13 protein-coding genes, 2 tRNA genes and 1 riboswitch are annotated in these 20420 nt (G+C 71.6%); of the genes, 6 read left to right on the forward strand and 9 right to left on the reverse strand.

The window, feature by feature from the left end:
- The first annotated feature begins 730 nt into the window (after window positions 1-730).
- The 4 genes from ACFYW9_RS30940 to ACFYW9_RS30955 all read left to right on the forward strand — a co-directional run bounded on the left by ACFYW9_RS30940 (window position 731) and on the right by ACFYW9_RS30955 (window position 6011).
- Window positions 731-2152, forward strand: a complete 1422-nt coding sequence (locus tag ACFYW9_RS30940; protein WP_329300501.1) for an MFS transporter — start codon at window positions 731-733, stop codon at window positions 2150-2152.
- A 145-nt stretch (window positions 2153-2297) separates the two neighbouring features.
- Window positions 2298-3503, forward strand: coding sequence for an L-2-hydroxyglutarate oxidase (lhgO, locus tag ACFYW9_RS30945; protein WP_351872601.1), 1206 nt, complete (start codon window positions 2298-2300; stop codon window positions 3501-3503).
- A gap of 235 nt (window positions 3504-3738) precedes the next feature.
- On the forward strand, window positions 3739-4575 hold the full coding sequence (gene trmB, locus ACFYW9_RS30950) for a tRNA (guanosine(46)-N7)-methyltransferase TrmB (RefSeq protein WP_389157257.1): 837 nt from the start codon (window positions 3739-3741) through the stop codon (window positions 4573-4575).
- 89 nt (window positions 4576-4664) lie between these two features.
- A complete protein-coding gene (locus tag ACFYW9_RS30955) occupies window positions 4665-6011 on the forward strand; it encodes a PrsW family intramembrane metalloprotease (protein ID WP_389157260.1) in 1347 nt (448 codons plus the stop codon).
- A gap of 189 nt (window positions 6012-6200) precedes the next feature.
- Here ACFYW9_RS30955 and ACFYW9_RS30960 read toward each other — a convergent pair whose 3' ends face one another.
- From ACFYW9_RS30960 to ACFYW9_RS30980, 5 genes are all read right to left on the reverse strand, one after another.
- On the reverse strand, window positions 6201-7145 hold the full coding sequence (locus ACFYW9_RS30960; protein WP_389157263.1) for an aldo/keto reductase: 945 nt from the start codon (window positions 7143-7145) through the stop codon (window positions 6201-6203).
- A 124-nt stretch (window positions 7146-7269) separates the two neighbouring features.
- Window positions 7270-8307 carry a M23 family metallopeptidase gene (locus ACFYW9_RS30965; protein ID WP_389157266.1) on the reverse strand — a complete coding sequence of 346 codons (1038 nt, stop codon included), beginning with the start codon at window positions 8305-8307 and terminating at the stop codon, window positions 7270-7272.
- Between the two features lie 11 nt (window positions 8308-8318).
- Window positions 8319-8475: riboswitch (cyclic di-AMP (ydaO/yuaA leader) on the reverse strand.
- A 303-nt stretch (window positions 8476-8778) separates the two neighbouring features.
- Entirely contained in the window at window positions 8779-9840 is a 1062-nt protein-coding gene (locus ACFYW9_RS30970; RefSeq protein ID WP_389157269.1) for a PP2C family protein-serine/threonine phosphatase, read from the reverse strand.
- Window positions 9841-10250: 410 nt separating this feature from the next.
- Window positions 10251-10324 (reverse strand) — tRNA-Met (locus ACFYW9_RS30975).
- A gap of 95 nt (window positions 10325-10419) precedes the next feature.
- Window positions 10420-11562 carry a dihydrofolate reductase family protein gene (locus ACFYW9_RS30980; protein WP_389157272.1) on the reverse strand — a complete coding sequence of 381 codons (1143 nt, stop codon included), beginning with the start codon at window positions 11560-11562 and terminating at the stop codon, window positions 10420-10422.
- 82 nt (window positions 11563-11644) lie between these two features.
- Here ACFYW9_RS30980 and ACFYW9_RS30985 point away from each other — a divergent pair, with 82 nt between their 5' ends.
- Both ACFYW9_RS30985 and ribA read left to right on the forward strand, forming a co-directional pair.
- Window positions 11645-12154 (forward strand): MarR family winged helix-turn-helix transcriptional regulator, encoded by a 510-nt coding sequence (locus tag ACFYW9_RS30985; protein ID WP_389157276.1) that lies wholly within the window; start codon window positions 11645-11647, stop codon window positions 12152-12154.
- Between the two features lie 123 nt (window positions 12155-12277).
- Window positions 12278-12931 (forward strand): GTP cyclohydrolase II, encoded by a 654-nt coding sequence (ribA, locus tag ACFYW9_RS30990; RefSeq protein ID WP_389157279.1) that lies wholly within the window; start codon window positions 12278-12280, stop codon window positions 12929-12931.
- A gap of 58 nt (window positions 12932-12989) precedes the next feature.
- On the opposite strand, the gene ACFYW9_RS30995 is transcribed toward ribA, so the two are convergent.
- The 4 genes from ACFYW9_RS30995 to ACFYW9_RS31010 form a co-directional block, all read right to left on the reverse strand.
- Window positions 12990-13062: transfer RNA gene (locus ACFYW9_RS30995), tRNA-Lys, on the reverse strand.
- Between the two features lie 122 nt (window positions 13063-13184).
- A complete protein-coding gene (locus ACFYW9_RS31000; protein WP_351872671.1) occupies window positions 13185-14720 on the reverse strand; it encodes an amino acid permease in 1536 nt (511 codons plus the stop codon).
- Window positions 14721-14778: 58 nt separating this feature from the next.
- The gene (locus ACFYW9_RS31005; RefSeq protein ID WP_389157282.1) at window positions 14779-17871 is read right to left on the reverse strand and encodes an FG-GAP repeat domain-containing protein; all 3093 of its coding nucleotides are present in this window, start codon (window positions 17869-17871) and stop codon (window positions 14779-14781) included.
- Between the two features lie 236 nt (window positions 17872-18107).
- The gene (locus ACFYW9_RS31010; protein WP_389157285.1) at window positions 18108-20333 is read right to left on the reverse strand and encodes a DEAD/DEAH box helicase; all 2226 of its coding nucleotides are present in this window, start codon (window positions 20331-20333) and stop codon (window positions 18108-18110) included.
- Window positions 20334-20420: the final 87 nt, after the last annotated feature.

Here is a 20420-nt window from a genome sequence, read left to right on the forward strand (position 1 = left end):
GAACGTCCGCGCCGTCACGCAGGGGCGCGCTACCTGCAACTACCCTTCACGCAAGGCCTGTTGAAGTCATCGACGGTCGCCACCCCGCACCGGGGAAAACCCGCTCCGGATCGCCACGGGACCGCCACCGGACGGGCCGGGCCAACAGGCCGGGCCAACGACCCCGGCCGCGACCGGGCCAACGAGGGGCTCCCGTCCGGCAGTCGCCGCCCACCCCCGACAGGTCGACGTGAATGCGCCCCCGATACGCTCCCTCAGGACGCCCTTCGCGCCCTCAACTCACGTGGTGGGAGCCCTGATTGCCCTCAGGAGAGGTCATCGGTTTTCAGCCAAATCGTTGAGAGGCGGACGGACGCGGACACGCTCCGTACAGGCCTTGCGCACCGGTTCGGCAACGCACAGTCCGGGAGGCGGAGTTCGCCCCCCGGACCGGTCCGCCGCCCGCGGGGATGTAGGCGGCGGTGTCCCCCAGCCCACTGGATCCAGTACAGCGGGCCGACCCACGCACGTTCCATGGAAGCGCTCCCCACCGTGGCCGGAGAAGAGCGCACGGACGGGCGCACAGCCACACAACAGGAGCACGCCGCGACAGTCCGTACAGTCGTACGGACCACAATCCCGCCAACCGGACGTACGCCCCTTAACGCTGGGGATCGGGCGAACTACGCTGGGTTTACGAATGCCGCGTGGTTATGCCATTGCGGCAGCCGTCTGTGTCGAGGGGTGGCGCATGTCCAGGGAGCAACGCGGGCCGAACGAAAAACTCGGCGCCGTTCTCGCCCTCGCGGGAATCAGCAACGCAGGACTCGCGCGTCGCGTCAACGATCTTGGCGCTCAACGCGGGTTGACTCTTCGCTACGACAAGACGTCGGTGGCGCGCTGGGTGTCGAAGGGCATGGTGCCGCAGGGCGCCGCGCCGCACCTCATCGCGGCCGCCATCGGCCAGAAGCTCGGCCGTCCGGTGCCGCTCCACGAGATCGGCCTGGCGGACGCGGATCCCGCGCCGGAGGTGGGCCTCGCCTTCCCCCGTGACGTCGGGCAGGCGGTGCGGTCGGCCACGGAGCTGTACCGCCTCGACCTCGCCGGGCGCCGGGCCGGCGGCGGCATCTGGCAGTCACTGGCCGGCTCCTTCGCCGTGAGCGCCTACGCGACGCCCGCTTCTCGCTGGCTGATAACCCCGGCCGACAGTTCGGTGGCGCGCGAGGTGAATCCGGGCGACGGCTCCGGGGCGCCGCTGAAAGTCGGCCACAGCGATGTGCTGAAGCTCCGCGAGGCGGCCGAGGACGCCAGGCGCTGGGACTCCAAGTACGGGGGCGGTGACTGGCGTTCGTCCATGGTGCCGGAGTGCCTGCGGGTCGAGGCGGCACCCCTGCTGCTCGGCTCGTACTCCGACGAGGTCGGCAGAGCGCTGTTCGGCGCGTCGGCGGAGCTCACCCGTCTCGCGGGCTGGATGGCCTTCGACACGGGCCAGCAGGAGGCCGCGCAGCGCTACTACATCCAGGCGCTGCGGCTGGCCCGCGCGGCCGCCGACGTGCCCCTCGGGGGCTACGTCCTGGCGTCCATGTCCCTCCAGGCGACCTACCGCGGCTTCGGCGACGAGGGCGTCGACCTCGCCCAGGCCGCCCTGGAACGCAACCGCGGTCTCGCCACCGCCCGCACCATGAGCTTCTTCCGGCTGGTCGAGGCACGTGCCCACGCGCGCGCGAGTGACGCCCAGGCGGCCGGCGCGGCGCTGAAGGCGGCCGAGGGCTGGCTGGAGCGGGCCCGTGACGGCGACAACGACCCGTCCTGGCTCGGCTTCTACGGGTACGACCGCTTCGCGGCCGACGCCGCCGAGTGCTACCGCGACCTGAAGGCGCCGCGTCAGGTACGCCGGTTCACCGAGCAGGCGCTGTCGAAGCCGACGGAGGAGTTCGTGCGTTCGCACGGACTGCGCCTGGTGGTGTCCGCGGTCGCCGAACTGGAGTCCGGCAACCTGGACGCGGCGTGCGAGCAGGGCGTGCGAGCGGTGGAGGTCGCCGGGCGCATCTCCTCCGCGCGCACCACCGAGTACGTGAAGGACCTGCTGCACCGGCTGGAGCCCTACGGCGACGAACCGCGCGTGGTGGAGCTGCGGGAGCGGGCCCGTCCTCTGCTGATGGCTCCGGCGTAGGGCCGGTTCCGGAGGGGACGCCCGACGACTCGGGACGGACAGGGCGCCACGGCCCCGCGGCGCGAAGGAAACGCGGGGCGCGGTCCTCGGGTTTGAGGGCATTGTCAGTGGCGCAGTGCACTATCGAGGCCGGGAGGTGGTGCGGATGCGGAGCGCCTACGACTGCGATGTTCTGGTGATCGGCGGGGGGATCGTCGGTCTGTCGACGGCGTATGCCGTCACACGGGCGGCACCGGGCACCCGTGTGACGGTGCTGGAGAAGGAGCAGGGACCCGCCCGGCACCAGACCGGGCGCAACAGCGGGGTGATCCACAGCGGGATCTACTACCGCCCCGGCTCCCTGAAGGCGCGGTACGCGGTCCAGGGTGCCGCCGAGATGGTCAAGTTCTGCGCGGAGTACGACATCGCGCACGCCGTCACCGGCAAGCTGATCGTCGCGACGGAGAAGTCGGAGCTCCCCCGCCTGCACGGTCTGGTGCAGCGCGGCCGGGAGAACGGCATCCCGGTCAAGGAACTGGGCCCGACCCAGCTCACCGACTACGAACCCGAGGTCCGTGGCCTCGCCGCCATCCACGTCGGCACCACGGGCATCTGCGACTACGTGGCCGTGGCCCGCCGGCTCGCGGAGGCCTCCGGGGCGGAGATCCGGTACGGGGCGCAGGTCGTGCGCGCCGACCGCCGGCCCCACCTCGGCGTCGCCGTGCGCACGGCCGACGGGACGATCGTCCGCGGCCGCGTGCTGGTCAACTGCGCGGGCCTGCACTGCGACGAGACGGCCCGGCTCACGGGCGACGACCCCGGAATGCGGATCGTCCCCTTCCGTGGCGAGTACTACACGCTGGCGCGGCCGGAGCTGGTGCGCGGCCTGGTGTACCCGGTTCCGGACCCCGCGTTCCCGTTCCTCGGCGTCCATCTCACCCGGGGCATCGACGGCGGTGTCCACATCGGCCCCAACGCGGTACCCGCGCTCGCCCGTGAGGGATACGGATGGAAGGTGGTCCGGCCCCGTGAGCTGGGCGGAACTCTGTCCTGGCCGGGCTCCTGGCGGATAGCCCGGCGGCACTGGCGCTACGGAGCCGGGGAGCTGCGCCGCTCGGTGTCGAAATCGGCGTTCACGGAGGCCGTGCGGAGGCTGCTGCCCGCGGTGACCCCGGAGGATCTGGTCCCCGCCGCCGCCGGTGTCCGCGCCCAGGCGGTCCTGCGGGACGGCACCCTGGTGGACGACTTCCTGATCAAGGAGGGCCCGAGGACCGTGCACGTGCTGAACGCGCCGTCCCCGGCGGCCACCGCCTCCCTCCCGATCGGCCGCGAGGTCGCCCGCCGGGCACTGGCGGCGCTGGCGGCGGTCTGAGCTCTCCACCCACCACCGGCACGGACCGCCCCACAGCACTCCGCCCACCACCGGGACGGGCACCCCACGGCACGACGCCCGCCACCGGGACGGGCACCCCACGGCACGACGCCCGCCACCGGGGCGGACTACCCCATGGCACGCACCCGCCACCGGGACGGACCACCCCGCAGCACGGCGCCCGCCGCCTGGACGGACCACCCCACGGCACGGCGCCCGTAAAATCGACCCCACTGTGTCTGATTTCCTCGACTCCACCGAAGAGACCCGGCCCGCCTCCGCCGAGGACGGCTCGCCGCGTCACCACCGCGCCAAGGGCGGGCCCCGCTTCCCCGACGGTCCGCAGGCGGATCCCGCCGGCTCGCACTTCGAGCGGCGGATCCGGAGTTTCCAGCCGCGCCGGAGCCGGGTGACGACCGGACAGGCCGACGCGCTGCAGCGGCTGTGGCCCAAGTGGGGTCTGGACATCGACGGACGGCGGACGCTCGACCTCGCGGAGCTGTTCGGCGCGGACCTGCCCGTCGTGCTGGAGATCGGCTTCGGCATGGGCGAGGCCACCGCGCAGATGGCGGCCGAGGACCAGGGGACCGGGATCCTCGCCGTGGACGTGCACACACCGGGACAGGGCAACCTGCTCAACCTCGCCGAGCGGAACAGCCTCACCAACATCCGCGTCGCCAACGGGGACGCGATCATCCTGCTGCGCGAGATGCTGCCGCCCGCCTCCCTGAACGGCCTGCGCGTCTATTTCCCCGACCCCTGGCCCAAGAAGCGGCACCACAAGCGGCGGCTGATCCAGCCCGAGTTCCTGGATCTCGCCGCGACCCGCCTCGCGCCGGGCGCGCTCGTGCACTGCGCGACGGACTGGGAGCCGTACGCCGAGCAGATGCTCGAAGTGCTGAGCGCGCACCCCGCCTTCGAGAACACCCGGCCGGACGGCGGTTTCGCGCCGCGTCCCGAGTTCCGGCCGCTGACCCGTTTCGAGGGCCAGGGACTGGACAAGGGTCATGTGGTGAACGACCTCCTCTTCCGACGCGTACAGCATCGAGACCAGCACACCCCGGGCGACTGACCCGCACACACCCGCCAGCGTCCGCCGGGAGATCCCGGGGAGGCCGGTTACCGTCGCGGGCCACGCCCTCCCTCGTTAGGGTCAATGCCGTGGCCATCCATCCGCCGTACCCGAACCGGCCCGGCGCCCCCGCCGGACCTGCGCTGCGACATCCGCACTGGTGGCAGCGCGGTTGGGTGCGGTACGGAGCGCTGATCACACTGCTCGCGATGTCGGGTCTGGTGATCCTCGCCCTCGTCCGCGAACAGACCGGGACCGAGGGCTTCCTGGTCGGCCTCGGACTGGCCGTGTTCCCCGTGCCGCTGCTCATAGCCGCCTTCCGGTGGCTGGACCGGGTCGAACCGGGCCCCTGGCGCAACCTGTTCTTCTCCTTCGCCTGGGGCGCCTGCGCGGCCGCGCTCATCGCGATCGTCGCCAACAGCTTCGCGACCCGCTGGATAGCCATGACGACCGCGGATCCCTCCGGCGCCGACACGCTCGGCGCGACCGTCATAGCGCCCGTCGTCGAGGAGTCGGCGAAGGCGGCGGCCGTCCTGCTCGTCTTCCTCTTCCGCAGACGGGACTTCACGGGGATCGTCGACGGTGTCGTCATCGCCGGGGTCACCGCCACCGGCTTCGCCTTCACCGAGAACATCCTCTATCTCGGCACCGCGTTCGGCACCGACCAGCTCAGCGGGGAGAGCGGGCTCGCCTCGGTCACCGCGGCGACGTTCTTCGTCCGGGTGGTGATGTCGCCCTTCGCGCATCCGCTGTTCACCGTGCTGACCGGCATCGGCTTCGGCTTCGCGGCGCTGTCCGGCGAACGCCAGCACGCGCGCCGGGTGCTGCTGCCCATCGCCGGACTGCTGCTCGCGATGGGCATGCACGCGATCTGGAACGGCTCGGCGGGCTTCGGCCCGTTCGGGTTCTTCGGTGTGTACGCGGCGTTCATGGTGCCCGCGTTCGGACTGCTGACCTGGCTGGTCGTCTGGACCCGGCAGCGCGAGCTGCGGACCGTGCGCGCCGAACTGCCCGTGTACACCGCCGCCGGCTGGCTGGGCGCGGCCGAGCCGTGGGTCCTCGGCTCGATGCGGGCGCGGCAGCTCGCGCGCGAGTGGGCCGGCCACCACTTCGGGAAGAGCGCGGCACGCTCGGTGGCGGAGTACGAGGCGTACGCGACCTCGCTGGCGTTCCTGCGCCACCGGGGGCGACGGGGCCGTGCGGGCGCCGACTTCGTCGTACGGGAGCGCGAGTTGCTCGACGAGCTGTGGCGCCGCCGGGAGATCGCCCGTCCGGCCCTCACCTACGCGGCCCGCGCCACGGCACCGCTGCCCGCACCGCCGCCCTGGCCGGCCCCCGGGTACGGCTACATCGCCCCGCCGGCCCGGCCCTACGGCCCACCGGCACAGGCACCCGCGCCGGCCCCGTATCCCGCGTACAACCCGTACCGCTCCTAGGGCCCGACGTTCGGATCATGCGGCGGGACGCGGGGCAGCCGACAAGGCACCGCACCTCGGCGCCACCTGATCCGAACGACGGGCCCTGGGGCCCGACGCCCGGGACCGGCCGGTCCCGCACCACCGGTCCCGCGCCCGCGCCACGGACCGGCGGGGGTACCCCGGGTCCGCGTGCCCGCGCCACGGCCGTTACGCCGACGCCTGCGTCAAGCGCGTGAGTTCCTCGTCCGTCAGCACCAGGTCCGCGACCCCCAGCAGGGCCGGGAGCTGCTCCACGGTGCGGGCGGAGGCGATGGGCGCGGCGACCGTCGGCTGTGCGGCCAGCCAGGCGAGGGCGACCGTCGGTACGGCGACGCCGTGGGCCGCGGCGATCTCGTCGAGGGCGGCGAGGACCAGCGGCCCGCGTTCCGTGTCGAGGTGCTTGGCCGCGCCCGCGGCCCGGGCCGAGTCGACCGTCGTGCCGGGGCGGTACTTGCCGGTGAGGAAACCGGAGGCGAGCGCGAAGTACGGGACGGCGGCCAGACCGGCCCGGGAGGCGACCTCCAGCAGGGAGCCCTCGTAGGTGTCGCGCGAGACGAGGTTGTAGTGCGGCTGGAGCGCGACATACCGCGCGAGACCCTCGCGGTCGGAGAACTCCAGGGACTCCCGCAGCCGCTCCGGAGAGATGTTGGAGGCGGCTATGTACCGCACCTTGCCGGCCGTCACCAGCTCGTCGAGGGCACCGATGATCTCTTCGACCGGCACGTCCGGCTTGTCGAAGTGCGTGTAGTAGAGGTCGATGTGGCCGGTGCCCAGGCGGCGCAGCGACGCGTCGGCCGCGGCCTTGATGTTGGCACCGGACAGACCCGGGTACGCGGGGTGCTGGCTGACCTTGGTGGCGACCACGATGTCCTCGCGGTTGCCGCGGGTCCTCAGCCACTTGCCGATGATGGTCTCGGACTCGCCGCCCTCGTTGCCCTCGATCCAGGCGGAGTAGGAGTCGGCCGTGTCGAGGAAGTTGCCTCCGACGGCCGCGTAGGCGTCGAGCACGGCGAAGGACCGGGTCTCGTCGGCCGTCCAGCCGAAGACGTTGCCCCCGAGGGAGAGCGGGAAGACCTCGAGGTCGGACGAACCGAGCTTGCGAAGAGAAGTCATGTACGGGCTCAACACCCGGCCCGGATGGATGTATTCCGCAATCACCCGGGCCGTCGTCCGCACCGGGACGACCGACAGCCCTGACGTCGGGGGGGTTGACGTCAGGGCTGCCGGAGATCGGAGATCAGGGGTTGAGGCCCTTGCTCTGGAGCCACGCCATCGGGTCGATGCCGGTGGCGGCGCCGCCGGCGTGCACTTCGAGGTGCAGGTGCGCCCCGGTGACGTTGCCCGTCGCACCCACGCGCCCGATGACATCACCGGTGGCGACCTTCTGGCCCACGCTGACGCTGATCGACGACTGGTGGCAGAACCACAGCTCCGTACCGTCGTCGAGGGTGAGGATCGTGCGGTAGCCGTACGCTCCCGCCCAGCCGGCCTCGGTGATGGTGCCGCTGTGGATCGCCTTGAGAAGCGTGCCGGTGGGCGCCGCGAAGTCGAGTCCGGTGTGGTAACCGGAGGACCACAGGGCACCGGCCTCGCCGAAGGTCGAGGTCAGCGTGTACGAGGACGTCGGCAGCGAGTAGCTCTTGGCGAGCTCGGCGAGGCGCTCCTGCTCGGCCTTCGCCTTGGCCGCCTCCTCCGCCTTCTCCTTCGCGGCGTCGGCCTTGGCCTCGGCTTCGTTCTGCTGCTTGACGGCGAGGTCGACGGCCTTCTTCGCGGCGACCGTCTGGGCGGCCTTCTGCGTGGCGGTGTCGGCCTGGTTCTGCTGCGCCTGGGCCTGCTGCATGATGCGGTCGCGCAGCGCCTCACCGGCGTCGGTGGTGCCCTGGGCCTCGTCGGCGCTGGTCAGGCCGGCGGTGGTGAACGGGGCCGTGGAGCCCTTGGGAGCGCTGGATCCGCCGTCCGATATCAGGGCCCTGGCCGACTCGGTGACCGACGACAGGTCGGGCATCGAGATCGAGACGGGCGCCTTGTCCGGAGCGGCGCTGGCGATGCCGCCGCCTCCGACGGCGGCTATGACGCCGACGCCGAGAACCGTGGAGCTACGGGCGAGTCCGCCGCCGCCGCGCTGCTTGCCCGTGCGGTGCCGGCCGCGGACGGGAGCGACGGAATCCGCGGTGGGATTCCACTCCTCCCAGGGACCCTCGTCCTTGCCGTAGCCGAAGGTGTGCGTTTCGTTCGGCGCGAACGGGGTTGGCTGAGCGGGCCGGTTGGACGCCACGTGAGCGCACTCCTTTCCTTCCTTGCCGCCTACCGGGTTAGCTGACGGGTTCGGAGCAGGAAGGTCTCCTACGCGCGTACGGCCACCGTGCTTCCACGGCGGAATACGCCCGATTCACCCCACGAGTTGGTTCCCCGGTTCCCTTACGGGATTCGGCGCGTGCGCACGGAGCCGCCTCTTGTGACGGTTGTGACGACCGCGCTGCGTTATCGAACGTTAATAGACCCAGGCACCGAATTCCAAGCTGTTCCGACTGATCATTAACGGCTCTTGGCCAGGACTTTGGGGTCATGAGCGATGAAAAACGGGCGAGTTGACCTCACGGTGTCGACACGGGTTTCCCTGACGGTGAGTCAGGTGCTACGCGGAGGGACACCGTCCGGTCACCGCTCGTGACCGAGCCCGGAAAAGCCGTCGCCCAGGGGGTGGAAGACCTCCCGGACGACGGGTGCCCCCCTCGGCGAGCACCCGTCACGGGCGCCGGACGGCGAGCAGCGCCATGTCGTCCGTCAGCGCGCCGCCCGTGTGCAGGCGGGCCGCCTCGAAGAGGGCGGTCAGCAGTGTGTCGGGGCAGGGAAAGGCCCGTCCGGCCAGCCAGGCGGCCGGATCGAAGAACTCCCCCCGCGCGTCACGGGCTTCGGACAGTCCGTCGGTGTGCAGCAGCAGCGTCGCCCCGCGAGGAAATCCCTCCCGCACCGTCGGGGCGGGCAGGCTTCCCAGTTCACTCATCCCGAGGGGCAGCGCGAAGGACTCGGCGGTGAGGGTGAGGAGCGTGCCGTCGGGACGCAGCAACAGGGGCGGCGGGTGGCCGCGGTTGACGACGCGTACGACGTCCTCGCCGTGCGGGATCTCGGCGAGGACCGCGGTCGTGAACCCCTCGGCCGCGTCGACGCTGTCGCGCCGGGTGCCCGCGCGCTTCAGCGCCCGCTCCAGGCGCTCCGCGACGCCCTCCAGGGTCGCCTCCTGCTCGGCCGCCTCCCGGAACGCCCCGACCACCGTCGCGACGGTGGCCACCGCGGTCATCCCCTTCCCCCGCACGTCCCCGACGACCAGCCGTACACCGTGCGGGGAGTCCTGCACGGCGTACAGGTCCCCGCCGATGAACGCGTCCTCCTGCGCCGCCTCGTACCGGGCCGCGACCTCCAGTCCGGCGATCCGCGCCTCGGGCTCGGGCAGCACGGCGCGCTGCGCGAACTCGGCGATCTCCCGGACGGAGGCGAGCCGTTCGTCGCCGCGCCGGACGACCGTGTTGATGAGGACGGCGAGGACCGCGGCCATCGCCACGGTGACCACCTCGGTGACCGCGTCGACCTGAAGGACTATGCCGAGGGCGAGGTGGGTGACGAGCACGGCGCCGACGGCGAGGACGCCGGCGAGAACGGTTCCGCGCAGTGAATGGAGGGGTGCGGCGACCAGGGGCGCGGCCGCGAACAGGGGGGTCGCGGTGAATTCCGCCGGGGTGAGGTAGTCGTAGACGACCCCGGCGGCGACGAACAGCACGGGCAGGGCCCGGACGAAGGCGCGTGCGTACACGATCCCGCGCGGCTCCGCTCCCGCCGCCGGACCGGGTGGCGGGACGCTCCCGGACCCGCGGACACCGCGGGACGGCCGGTCGGCCCGGTCACGGGGCTGTCCGGTCCGCCGCTCACCCGCCCGCTGCCCCGCCACCCGTCCAGAAGAACCGGTACGGGGGCGGCGGGCGACCTGTGTGGCCCGACCGGGGGAGGACACCGCCCGCCGGAGCGAACCGGGACCGGCCCGAAGGACCGCGCGAAACGGGACCGGTTCCGGAGGACCACGGCCGGAAGAAGGCGAAGCGGCCGAAAGGCGGCGGGAGAAGGCGGAGGGAAGCCGGAAAAGAGCCTGGAGCGGCCGGCGGAACCGGTGGGGCAAACACCAAGGGCCGGAACTCGTGAATCCGAGTTCCGGCCCTTGGCCTTCAGTAGCGGGGACAGGATTTGAACCTGCGACCTCTGGGTTATGAGCCCAGCGAGCTACCGAGCTGCTCCACCCCGCGTCGTTGAAACCAGTGTACGCCATCCGCGGGACCCGGAGCACACCCGTTTAAACGCACCCCTCCAGCGGCGCCGGCACCCGGCTTCTCCCCGGCTTCTACCCGGCCACCAGGTGCCGGTTGGGGGCCTTGGCGCGGTCCGCGTACTCGGGCAGGACGGCGACCTGGACGCCCGCGGCGGCGAGGAGCCCGTTCCCGTCGGCGTCCCTGACGAACGTGTCGGGCTCGCGCCAGGCGGTGACGACCCGTCGCACACCGGCGTCCAGGATGAGCCGGGCGCACGGAGCGGGCCGGGAGGCGCGGTGGGCGCACGGTTCCAGGCTGCTGTAGACGGTGGCGGCGGCCAGCCGGGGATCGGCCGGGCCGATCTTGGCGAGGGCGGCCTCCTCGGCGTGCACGACGGGATCGCCGCCCTCGCGGGAGTGGCCCCGGGCCAGCTCGGTCCCGTCGGCCGCGACCACGACGGCGCCCACGCTGAACGCGGTCTTCGAGGGCGGGCACAGCTCCGCCAGCTCGCAGGCGAGCTCCAGCCACCGCCGGTCCGCGGCGGAGGCGAGCGAGCCGGTGCCGGGCGCGGTGGGGATGTAGCGGATGAGCACGACGTCGCCGACGGGCCGCGTCTCCACCAGCCGCATCCGGCCCAGGGGGTACTCCCCGGTCCCGAACAGCCGCGGCGCGTCCGGCTGCCCGACGAAGAGGGGGGCGACGGCGAGCTGGAGCTCGTCGGCGAGTTCCTCGCGCACGAGCTGGGTGTGGACCTTGCCACCCCCTTCGACCATGAGGCGGCGCACCCCCCGTACGTCGTGGAGGTGTTCCAGGAGCACACGCCAGTCGAGTCCGGGTCCGGTCGGGACGACGTCCACGCCGACGATCCCCTTCAGCAGGGCGGACGCCCGCAGCGCGCCCTCGTCCGTCGTGTAGACGATCTTCTCGCCGCCCGTGTGCCAGAACCGGGCCCCCGGGTCGAGCTCACCGGAACCGCTGACGGTGACCTTCAGGGGGTATTCGGGGCGGCCGCCGGCGACACGGGCCGCACGCCGTTCGGCGGAGTTGACCAGGAGCCGCGGATTGTCCGTGCGCAGGGTGCCGGCGCCCACCAGGATCGCGTCGCTGGAGGCCCGCACCTCGTCGACCCGGTCGAAGTCGGCCGGGCCCGAGAGCAGCAGCCGCTCGGGGCCGGTGTCGTCCAGGAAGCCGTCGAGGGAGACGGCGGCGGACAGCAGGACGTAGGGACGGGGCATCGGGACGCTTCCTCCGGTCGCACGCGCGCGGTGAGATTCGAGCGCAGTGGTTCAAGTTTTAAACAATACCTAGACTGGTCTCATGACGACCCGCTGGCTGACCGCCGACGAACAGCACGCCTGGCGCTCGTACCTCTCCGCGAGCTCCCTCCTGGAGGACGCCATCGACCGCCGGCTCCAGGCGGAGGCGGGGATGCCCCACCTTTACTACTCCATCCTGGCCAAGCTGTCCGAGGCACCGGAGCGGAAGCTGCGGATGACCGACCTCGCCGAGGCCCAGAAGATCACCCGCAGCCGTCTGACGTACGCCGTGACCCGGCTGGAGAAGGACGGCACCGTACGCCGGGAGGGCTGCCCCACCGACAGGCGCGGGCACATGGCCGTCCTCACCGACGAGGGCATGACCCTCCTGGAGCGGGTCGCGCCGGGGCACGTCGAGACGGTGCGGACGGCGATCTTCGACCATCTGACCCCCGAGCAGGTGCGGCAGCTGGACGAGATCTGCGGAACCATCACCCGGGCGATCCAGGGCGGGAATTCCGGGGCGCCCGGGGAAGACCTGCCCTGGCGGCGGCGTTCCTGCTCCTCGTGAGGCGCCGGAGGGGGACGTGAACCCCATTGCTTGAAGTTTGAAGCAGATGTAGTGTCTCGTTCCGTGGTTGTGCTTCAAATCTGAAGCACAACCCCGTACGAACCCGCCGGACGGAGAGACCCCATGCGCGACCACCCCACCGCCACCGTGCGCACCCGCGTCCGCGTACCCCTGCGCTTCGGCGACGGCTACTCCGTCGACGCCCAGCTCGTGACCTTCCACGGCCTCGACGACGGCAAGGAGCACCTGGCCGTCGTCCTCGGCGAGCCCGGCCCGAACCCGCTGGTGCGACTGCACTCCGAGTGCCTGACCGGCGACGTGTTCGGCTCGGCCCGCTGCGACTGCGGACCCCAGCTGCGCGAGGCGGTGGAACAGATCGCGGAGCGCGGCGGCGTCCTGCTGTACCTGCGCCAGGAGGGCCGCGGCATCGGCCTCTACAACAAGCTCGACGCGTACGCCCTCCAGGACCAGGGCCTGGACACCTACGCCGCCAACGCGGCCCTCGGCCTGCCCGAGGACGACCGCGACTACACGGCGGCCGCCCAGATGCTCCGGGCCCTCGGCATCGACTCCCTGGACCTGCTCTCCAACAACCCGGACAAGGCCGAACAGCTCCGCGAGCTCGGCATCACGGTCTCCCGCCGTGTCCCGACGGGCGTCTTCACCACCGCCCACAACGTCCGCTACCTGCGCGCCAAGGTCCTCCAGACCCAGCACACGCTGCCGCTGCAGGAACTCACCGAGCGCACGGAACTCACGGGACTCACGGCCGGCTGACGGCCCTCGGACGAAACGAGCCCCCGGCTCAGATCGCTCTGAGCCGGGGGCCCTTCCGTAGACCCTGTGGGACTCGAACCCACAACCAATGGATTAAAAGTCCACTGCTCTGCCAATTGAGCTAAGGGTCCCCGCACCGGGAAAACACCGACACGGCGCACCGGCTCGCGCCGACGCATCCCCGAGCATAGCGGGACGCGGCCGGGACTCCGATCGGGTATCGGTGCCCCGGCCACGCCGAAGGCCCACAAGGTCAGGGATCGACCGGTTCGGGTGCACCCTTGCGGGCGGCCTCCCGGGCGATCGTGCGCTGATGCGCGGGGTTGAGGAACCAGTGCCGGGCCGAGGCCAGCCACCAGGCCGCGGCGAAGCCGAGGACGGCCAGGACGGCGATCGGGGCGTAGTTGAACGTCTCCCAGGTGACCGGGGAGACCTGGGGCAGCATGAACAGGACCGTGATGACGGCCACCCAGCCGACCGCGATCACCCCCACGGGCCGGGACCAGCGGCCCAGGTGCCAGGGCCCGCGCTCGAAGGCGTCGCCCTTGCGCACCCGCAGCAGCGTCGGGATGACGTACGCGACATAGAGGCCGATCACCGCGATCGACGTCACGGCGGCGTAGGCCGCGTAGTTGATGAGGTACGGCAGGCCGAGCACCAGAGCGCCCAGCGCGGCCAGCCAGACCGCCGCCACGGGGGTCCGGGTGCGCGGATGCACCGTGTGCCACACCGAGGAGAACGGCAGGGCGCCGTCACGCGAAAAGGCGTAGATCATGCGGCTGTTGGCGGTCACCGACGCCATGCCGCAGAACAGCTGGGCGCCGATCACGACGAGCAGCAGGAGCTTCCCGGAGGTCGCGCCGAGCGCGTCCAGCAGGATCTGCGCCGGGGGCGCGCCCGTCGCCGAGCCCAGCTCCTTGTCGTAGGACTGGATGGCGAAGGTGAAGCCGAGGAGCAGGACGAACCCGGCGATCCACGAGGTCCAGATGGAGCGCACGATGCCCTTCGGACCGGCCGTGGAGGCGTCGTGGGTCTCCTCCGTCATGTGGGCGGAGGCGTCGTACCCGGTGAACGTGTACTGGGCCATGAGGAGTCCGACGAGGACGACGTAGACCCCGCTGCCCCAGCCCGTGTTGTTCACGAACTCCGTGAACACGAAGCCGGCCGACTGGTGGTGGTCCGGCACGAAGGTCAGCGCGCCGACGATGACGGCGACGCCGATGACGTGCCACCACACGCTGATGCTGTTGAGCAGGGCGACGATCCCCACACCGAAGGTGTTGAGGAGGCCGTGCAGGATCAGGATCCCGGCGAACAGCAGGACCGTGCGGCCCGGCGTCACCTCGAAGTCGAACTGGAGGTTCAGATAGGCGCCGAGGAAGGACGCGGCGCCGAAGTCGATGCCCGCGGTCACGGCGACCTGGCCGAGGACGTTGAACCAGCCGGTGAACCACGCCCAGGCTGCGGCGCTGCGCTCCGGGGCGAGCCGGTGCGCCCAGAAGTACAGCCCGGCGGAGGTCGGATAGGCCGAACAGATCTCGGCCATCGCGAGCCCGACGAACAGCGTCATCAGTCCGACCGCGACCCAGCCCCAGGTGATCACGGCGGGACCGCCGGTGTTCATGCCGAACAGATAGAGCGTCAGGCAGCCCGACAGGACCGAGATGATCGTGAAGGAGACCGCGTAGTTGGAGAACGCCGACATGCGGCGGGCGAGTACCTGTGTGTAGCCGAGCTGGGCAAGCCGCTCTTCGTCCGACAGCCCAGTCGCTCTGGCGTCATCTGTCATGCCCCCAGCGATTCCCTCGCCGGGGGCATGACATGCGCTGCGGGGGAGGGCAAGTTGGCTAGAAAAGGCCCTTGTAGCCCTGCCAGCCGCCGGCGATCTTCACCCGGGAGCCGAACGAGCCCGTTCCCGTGCCGGCGTTGCGGTAGACGTTCCCCGAGGTGTCGCGCTCGACCAGGTCGTTCTTGCCGTCGCCGGTGATGTCGCCGACCCCGACGATCGCGTTGTAGGACGCGCCCCAGGCGGAGAACACCTTGACCCGGTCCTTCAGCAGCCCCGCCCCGGTGCCGTCGTAGCGGTACAGCGTCCCCGCCCTGTCCCGCGCGAGGACGTCCCCGATCCCGTCGCCGTTCAGGTCCCCCGCGCCGACGATCTTCGTGTAGCCCGTCCACGCCGTACGGATCTTCTTGCCCGCGGCGAGCGTTCCGTCGCTCTTCGCGGCGAACAGGTAGACGTCGCCGGTCGAGGCCTTCCGGGCGAGCAGATCGGGGCGCCGGTCACCGGTCAGGTCGCCGGGCGAGGTCAGGACGTCGTACGCGTTCCAGCCGGTGCCGAGCGCCTTGTACGGGGTCGAGGGGGTCGGCGCCGTGCCGCACGCGGGCTTGTAGCCGCGCAGGGACCCGTCGCTCATCCGCACCAGGACGTCGTTGCAGCGGTCGCCGTTCAGATCGCCGAACGGCACCGCGACCGCCTTGGTGGACCAGCCGCTGCCGGTGGCCTTTCCGGCGAACGCGCCCTTCCCGTCGCCCTGCTGGAAGGTCAGCCCGCCCGAGGAGTTGAGGGTGAGCAGGTCCCCGGTGCCGTCCGGGTCCCCCTCGGGCCCCACGTGGTCGTGACGTACGGGGCTGCCGCCCTTCAGCCGGACCGTGCCGCGCACCTGGAGCGGCGCGCCGGCACCGTCCGCGGGCGTGACGGTCACGGTCCAGTCGTAGGAGCCGTCCGGCGCGAAGGTGTCGCCGGGGAGCGCCGGGTCGTCGCCGAACCAGCCGACGTTCAGCTCACCGCGCGCGGGGCCGCCGTCGCGGCCGTCGCTGTAGGTCTTGCCGGTGGCGCGGTTGCGCGCGGTCACCGTCCAGTTCGCGGCCGGCTTCGACAGCAGCAGGGTGGTCAGGGTGTCCGGGACGGTGTCGATCGCGTGGGGCCGGACGGACGGCGCGTTCTCGGCGGGCGCCAGCAGCCGCAGCGGCTGCTGGGCCACTCCGGACGGTACGAGGTGCACGCGCTCCTGGCCGTCCACGTAGGCGGCGTTCGCGCCGGACTCGTCGACCGTCCAGCGCACGTCCCGCTGCGAGGTCCCGGTGTCGGGCAGGTCGCCGATGACCCGGCTCTCGGCGCTGCCGCCCGCCACCGCCGTGAGCGTCAGCTTCCCGGCCGCCTTGTCGTGGGTGACGACGTATCCGTCGCCGAGCTTCGCCTCGCCGGCGGGCACGGCCACGGACTTCTTCGCCGTACGGTCGAAGACACCGGCCCCGCCGTCGCAGGTCCAGTAGATCCAGCGGCCCAGGACCTGGAGCTCGGTGGGCGTGCAGCCGGCGTCGGTGGTGAGGGTCTCGGTGGTCCTCTTCGCGGTGAGGTCGTACGCCGTGAGCGTGCCCGGCGTCGGTCCCGCCGTCCAGAGCACGTCACCGGAGAGGGCGGCCGCGCCGGGGGTACGGGTGAGGGCAGGGGCGCCGTCGTTGCCGATCGCGTACACGTACTGCTTGTCGGCGGTGGTGTGGAGGACGTACCGGCCCGAGACGTCGGTGATACGTCCTCCCGCGGGCACGCTCCGCTCCCAGAGGTCGTTGCTCTCCGGCCCGTTGACCCGGATCAGGTCGTTCGTCGCCGAGGAGTGCTCCAGCCAGGCGATCCGGCCGTCGGCCGTCCCGTGGAGCTGGGAGCAGGCCGCGTCGGTCGTCGCGCAGGGGGCGATGGACACCGTCTCGGCGTAGGGCGTGAATTCGGACCGCTCGCCGTAGGCGGGGGTGCCGGTCACGGCGACGGTCCGCACGAAGTCGTCGCGGTGCCCGCGCAGGCTGTCGTCCGTGACGACGAGACGGCCCTGGTCGAGGGAGATCCCCTGGACCGGGAAGGGCGGCCTGGGCAGCGGCTTGACCTGCGTGACGACGGGGGTACCGTCCGGACCGGGTGCGATGCGCCGGATGCCCCAGTCGTCGGGACCGGTGCGGCCGATCTTCACGGCGGAGCCACCGGGGCCGGCCGCGATCCCGTAGTTCGAGGACGGCATCAGCGTCATCGCCTGCCCGCCCGCGATCGGCTGCGCGGTCACCTGGTTCACGCCGTTGAGCAGCCAGTCGCCGACGACGGCCAGGTCGTGGGTGGCGTTCGGCCCGTCGCCGGTCCCCTGCAGAACGACCTCGGCCGGTGTCGCCGACAGGTCGGCGCGGGGCAGCACCAGGACCTTGGCCTTGTCGTAGGCGAAGACGACGACATGGTCCGGGGCGATCAGCACCCTGCTGTACGCGACGGGAAGCGGGCCGCTCCAGCTCTGCACCTGACCGCTCTCCCGGTCCACCGCGACCAGACGCGTCTCGCCGTCCAGCGACGCCCGCAGGAAGACGCTCCTGTCGTCGGCACCCGCGGGCTGGGCGAGCTGGAGTCCCGCCGGTCCACCGCCGACGGTCACGTCACGGGTGCTTCCGTCGGGTCCGGGCGTGAGCAGGTGGATGGTCCGGCTGCTCGTCCCGTCCGCGGCGGGCTCGTTGCGGAACCCGACGGCCAGGTTGTCGAAGGCCGTGAGATACCCGGTGCCCGTCGGGATCTGAATGCTGCGGGACGTACCGTCCGTGGCGTCCCAGAACTCGACCCGGCCGTCGGCGTCCTTGTACGCCAGGACATCGGCGCCGGTGCCCGTGGGGGACAACCCGGCCCGCTGCGGAACGGAAACGGACTCGCCGTCGGCGTACCGCGTCCACAGCAGCCCCGTGCGGCCCTCCTGCGTGTGGAAGACACCCTGCGCCCCGGCACTGTCGTGGCCGGAGCCCGTCGAGGTGTTGCGGATCGTGGCCGTCGTGTTGTAACTCCGCAACGCGGCGGGGACCACCGTCTCCTGAGCCGAACCCACCGCCGAGGCGGACGTCGGCAGCAGCGGGATCACGCCGCCCGCGAGCATCGCGGAAGCCGCCGCGGCGACGGCGACGCGTCTCGCTCGCACCGGGCCGACGAAGGAATGACGCAACAAGAAAACCCCTCCCGAAGCAATGCGGGGAGGGGCGCGCGCCAGGCGTCGACCTGGTCACAGCCGTCACATCCCCCACATAAGTCAGCTGATGTTACAGGTAGTTGGCAGATGAACAGGAAGGGGTTTTCCCGCGGCTCACCCCGGAAACGACGATGTGGCCCCCACCCGGTCCGGGTGGGGGCCACATCACTTCACCGAGCTAGTCGGCGTCAGCCGTTGCGCTTCCAGCGCGGCTTCTCGTCACGGCGGAACGAACCGGGAGCGGTGCCGGTGCCGGTCGTGCGGTGGTCGTCGCGACGGCCGGTCGGGCGGTCGTGGCCGGAGCGGAAGCCGCCGCCCGCGGGACGGTCGCCCTGGCGGTCACGGTTGAAGGGACGGTCGCTGCCCCGGTGGCCGCCGCGGTCGTCACGACGCTCGAAAGAACGGCCGCCACGGTCGTCACGGTTGAAGCCGCCACCGCGGTTGTCGTCACGGCGCTCGAAGGAACGGCCGCCACGGTCGTCGCGGTTGAAGCCGCCACCACTGCGGTTGTCATCGCGGCGGAAACCACCACCGCGGTTGTCGTCGCGACGCTCGAAGGAACGGCCGCCACGGTCGTCGCGGTTGAAGCCGCCACCACTGCGGTTGTCACGGTTGAAACCGCCACCGCCGCGGTTGTCGTCACGACGGAAACCACCACGGTCGCCGCCACGGTCGTCACGGTTGAAGCCGCCACCACTGCGGTTGTCACGGTTGAAACCGCCACCGCCGCGGTTGTCGTCACGACGGAAACCACCACGGTCGTCACGGTTGAAGCCGCCACCACTGCGGTTGTCGTCACGACGGAAACCACCGCGGTCGTTGTCACGACGTTCGTAGTTGCCCCGATCGTCACGGCGCTGACGCGGCTCGTACGCGGGACGCTCGGCCGGCTCGGCGGCGACGGCCACGGCGGCCGGAGCCTCGACGACGGCCTGCTCGGCAGCGGCCTCGGCAGCGGCGGCGACGGCCACCTCCGGGTCCTCGCCCCGCTCACGCGCGGCACGGGCGACCAGACGGTCGGCCTCGCCGCGCAGCTCGACGGCACGGCGCTGCGCCCGCTCCAGCTCCTTGGTGAGCTGCGTGACCTCACGCTCGGCCTGCTGGGCGGCGTCGCCCGCGGACTGGGCCTGGACCTCGGTCATCGAGCGGGCGCCGGTGATCTCGGCGACCTCGGGCTCGAAGGCCGTACCGGAGTTGATGATGTGACGCGCGGCGTCGACGCCCGCGTCCTCCATCAGCCGGAAGATCTGGCGGCGCTGGTGCGGCAGCGAGAGCGAGACGACGGTGCCGGAGCGGCCGGCGCGAGCGGTACGGCCGGAGCGGTGCAGGTAGTCCTTGTGGTCGCCGGCCGGGTCCACGTTCAGGACCAGGTCGATGCCGTCGACGTGGATACCGCGGGCGGCGACGTCGGTCGCGACGAGCGCGTTGACGTAACCGTCCTTGAAGTCGGCCAGCGTCCGCGTACGGGCGCCCTGCGTCATGCCGCCGTGCAGCGCGTCGGCCTTCACACCGGCGTCGCGGAGCTGCTCCGCGATGCGGTCGGCGCCGAGCTGGGTGCGGACGAAGATGATCGTGCGGCCCTTGCGGGAGGCGATCGCGGCGGTGACCGGCGCCTTGTCCTTGGGCTTCACGATGAGGATGTGGTGCGACATGGTCGTGACGTTGCCCTGGGCGCTGTCGACCTCGTGCGTCACCGGGTTGGTCAGGTAGCGCTTGACCAGCGTGGAGATCTCGTTCTCCATCGTGGCGGAGAACAGCATGCGCTGGCCGCCGGCCGGGATCTGGTCGAGCAGCTCGGTGACCTCGGGCAGGAAGCCCAGGTCCGACATCTGGTCGGCCTCGTCGAGGACGGCGATCTGGGTGTTCTCCAGCGAGCAGGCGCCGCGGTTGATGATGTCGCGCAGACGGCCCGGGGTGGCGACGAGGACGTCGACGCCGCGCTCCAGGGCGTAGATCTGGTTGCCCATCGACGTACCGCCGCAGACGACCTTCATCTTCAGGCCGAGGACGTCGCCGTAGGGCTGGAGCGCGTCGGCGACCTGCATGGCCAGCTCACGGGTCGGCGTGAGGATGACGGCGCGCGGCTTCTTCTTCTCGGTGTGGCCGCCGGCGAGCTGCGCCAGGGTCGGCAGACCGAAGGAGAGGGTCTTGCCGGAGCCGGTGCGGCCGCGGCCGAGGATGTCCTTGCCGGCCAGGGCGTCCGGGATGGTCGCGGCCTGGATCGGGAAGGGGCTGGTCACGCCGTTCTGCGCGAGCTTGCGGACGACGCCCTCGGGGAGGCCGAGGTCCTCGAACGTGAGCTCGGGGGTGGTCTCGACGGCTTCGACGGTCTCGACGGTCTCGATGACCTCGACCGCGTCGTTGTTCTCGTTGTTCTCGGGCACGACGACGTGATCAGTACTGGAAACAGACATGCGAAATGCGAACCTTCCGGAGTTTCTTCGGCACGCGCCCAAACTCCGTGAAGTCGCAAACGACCGCCTCTATGCGGTCCGGCCACG

It is taken from the genome of Streptomyces sp. NPDC002698 (genome assembly GCF_042888945.1).
Classification (GTDB): Bacteria; Actinomycetota; Actinomycetes; order Streptomycetales; family Streptomycetaceae; genus Streptomyces.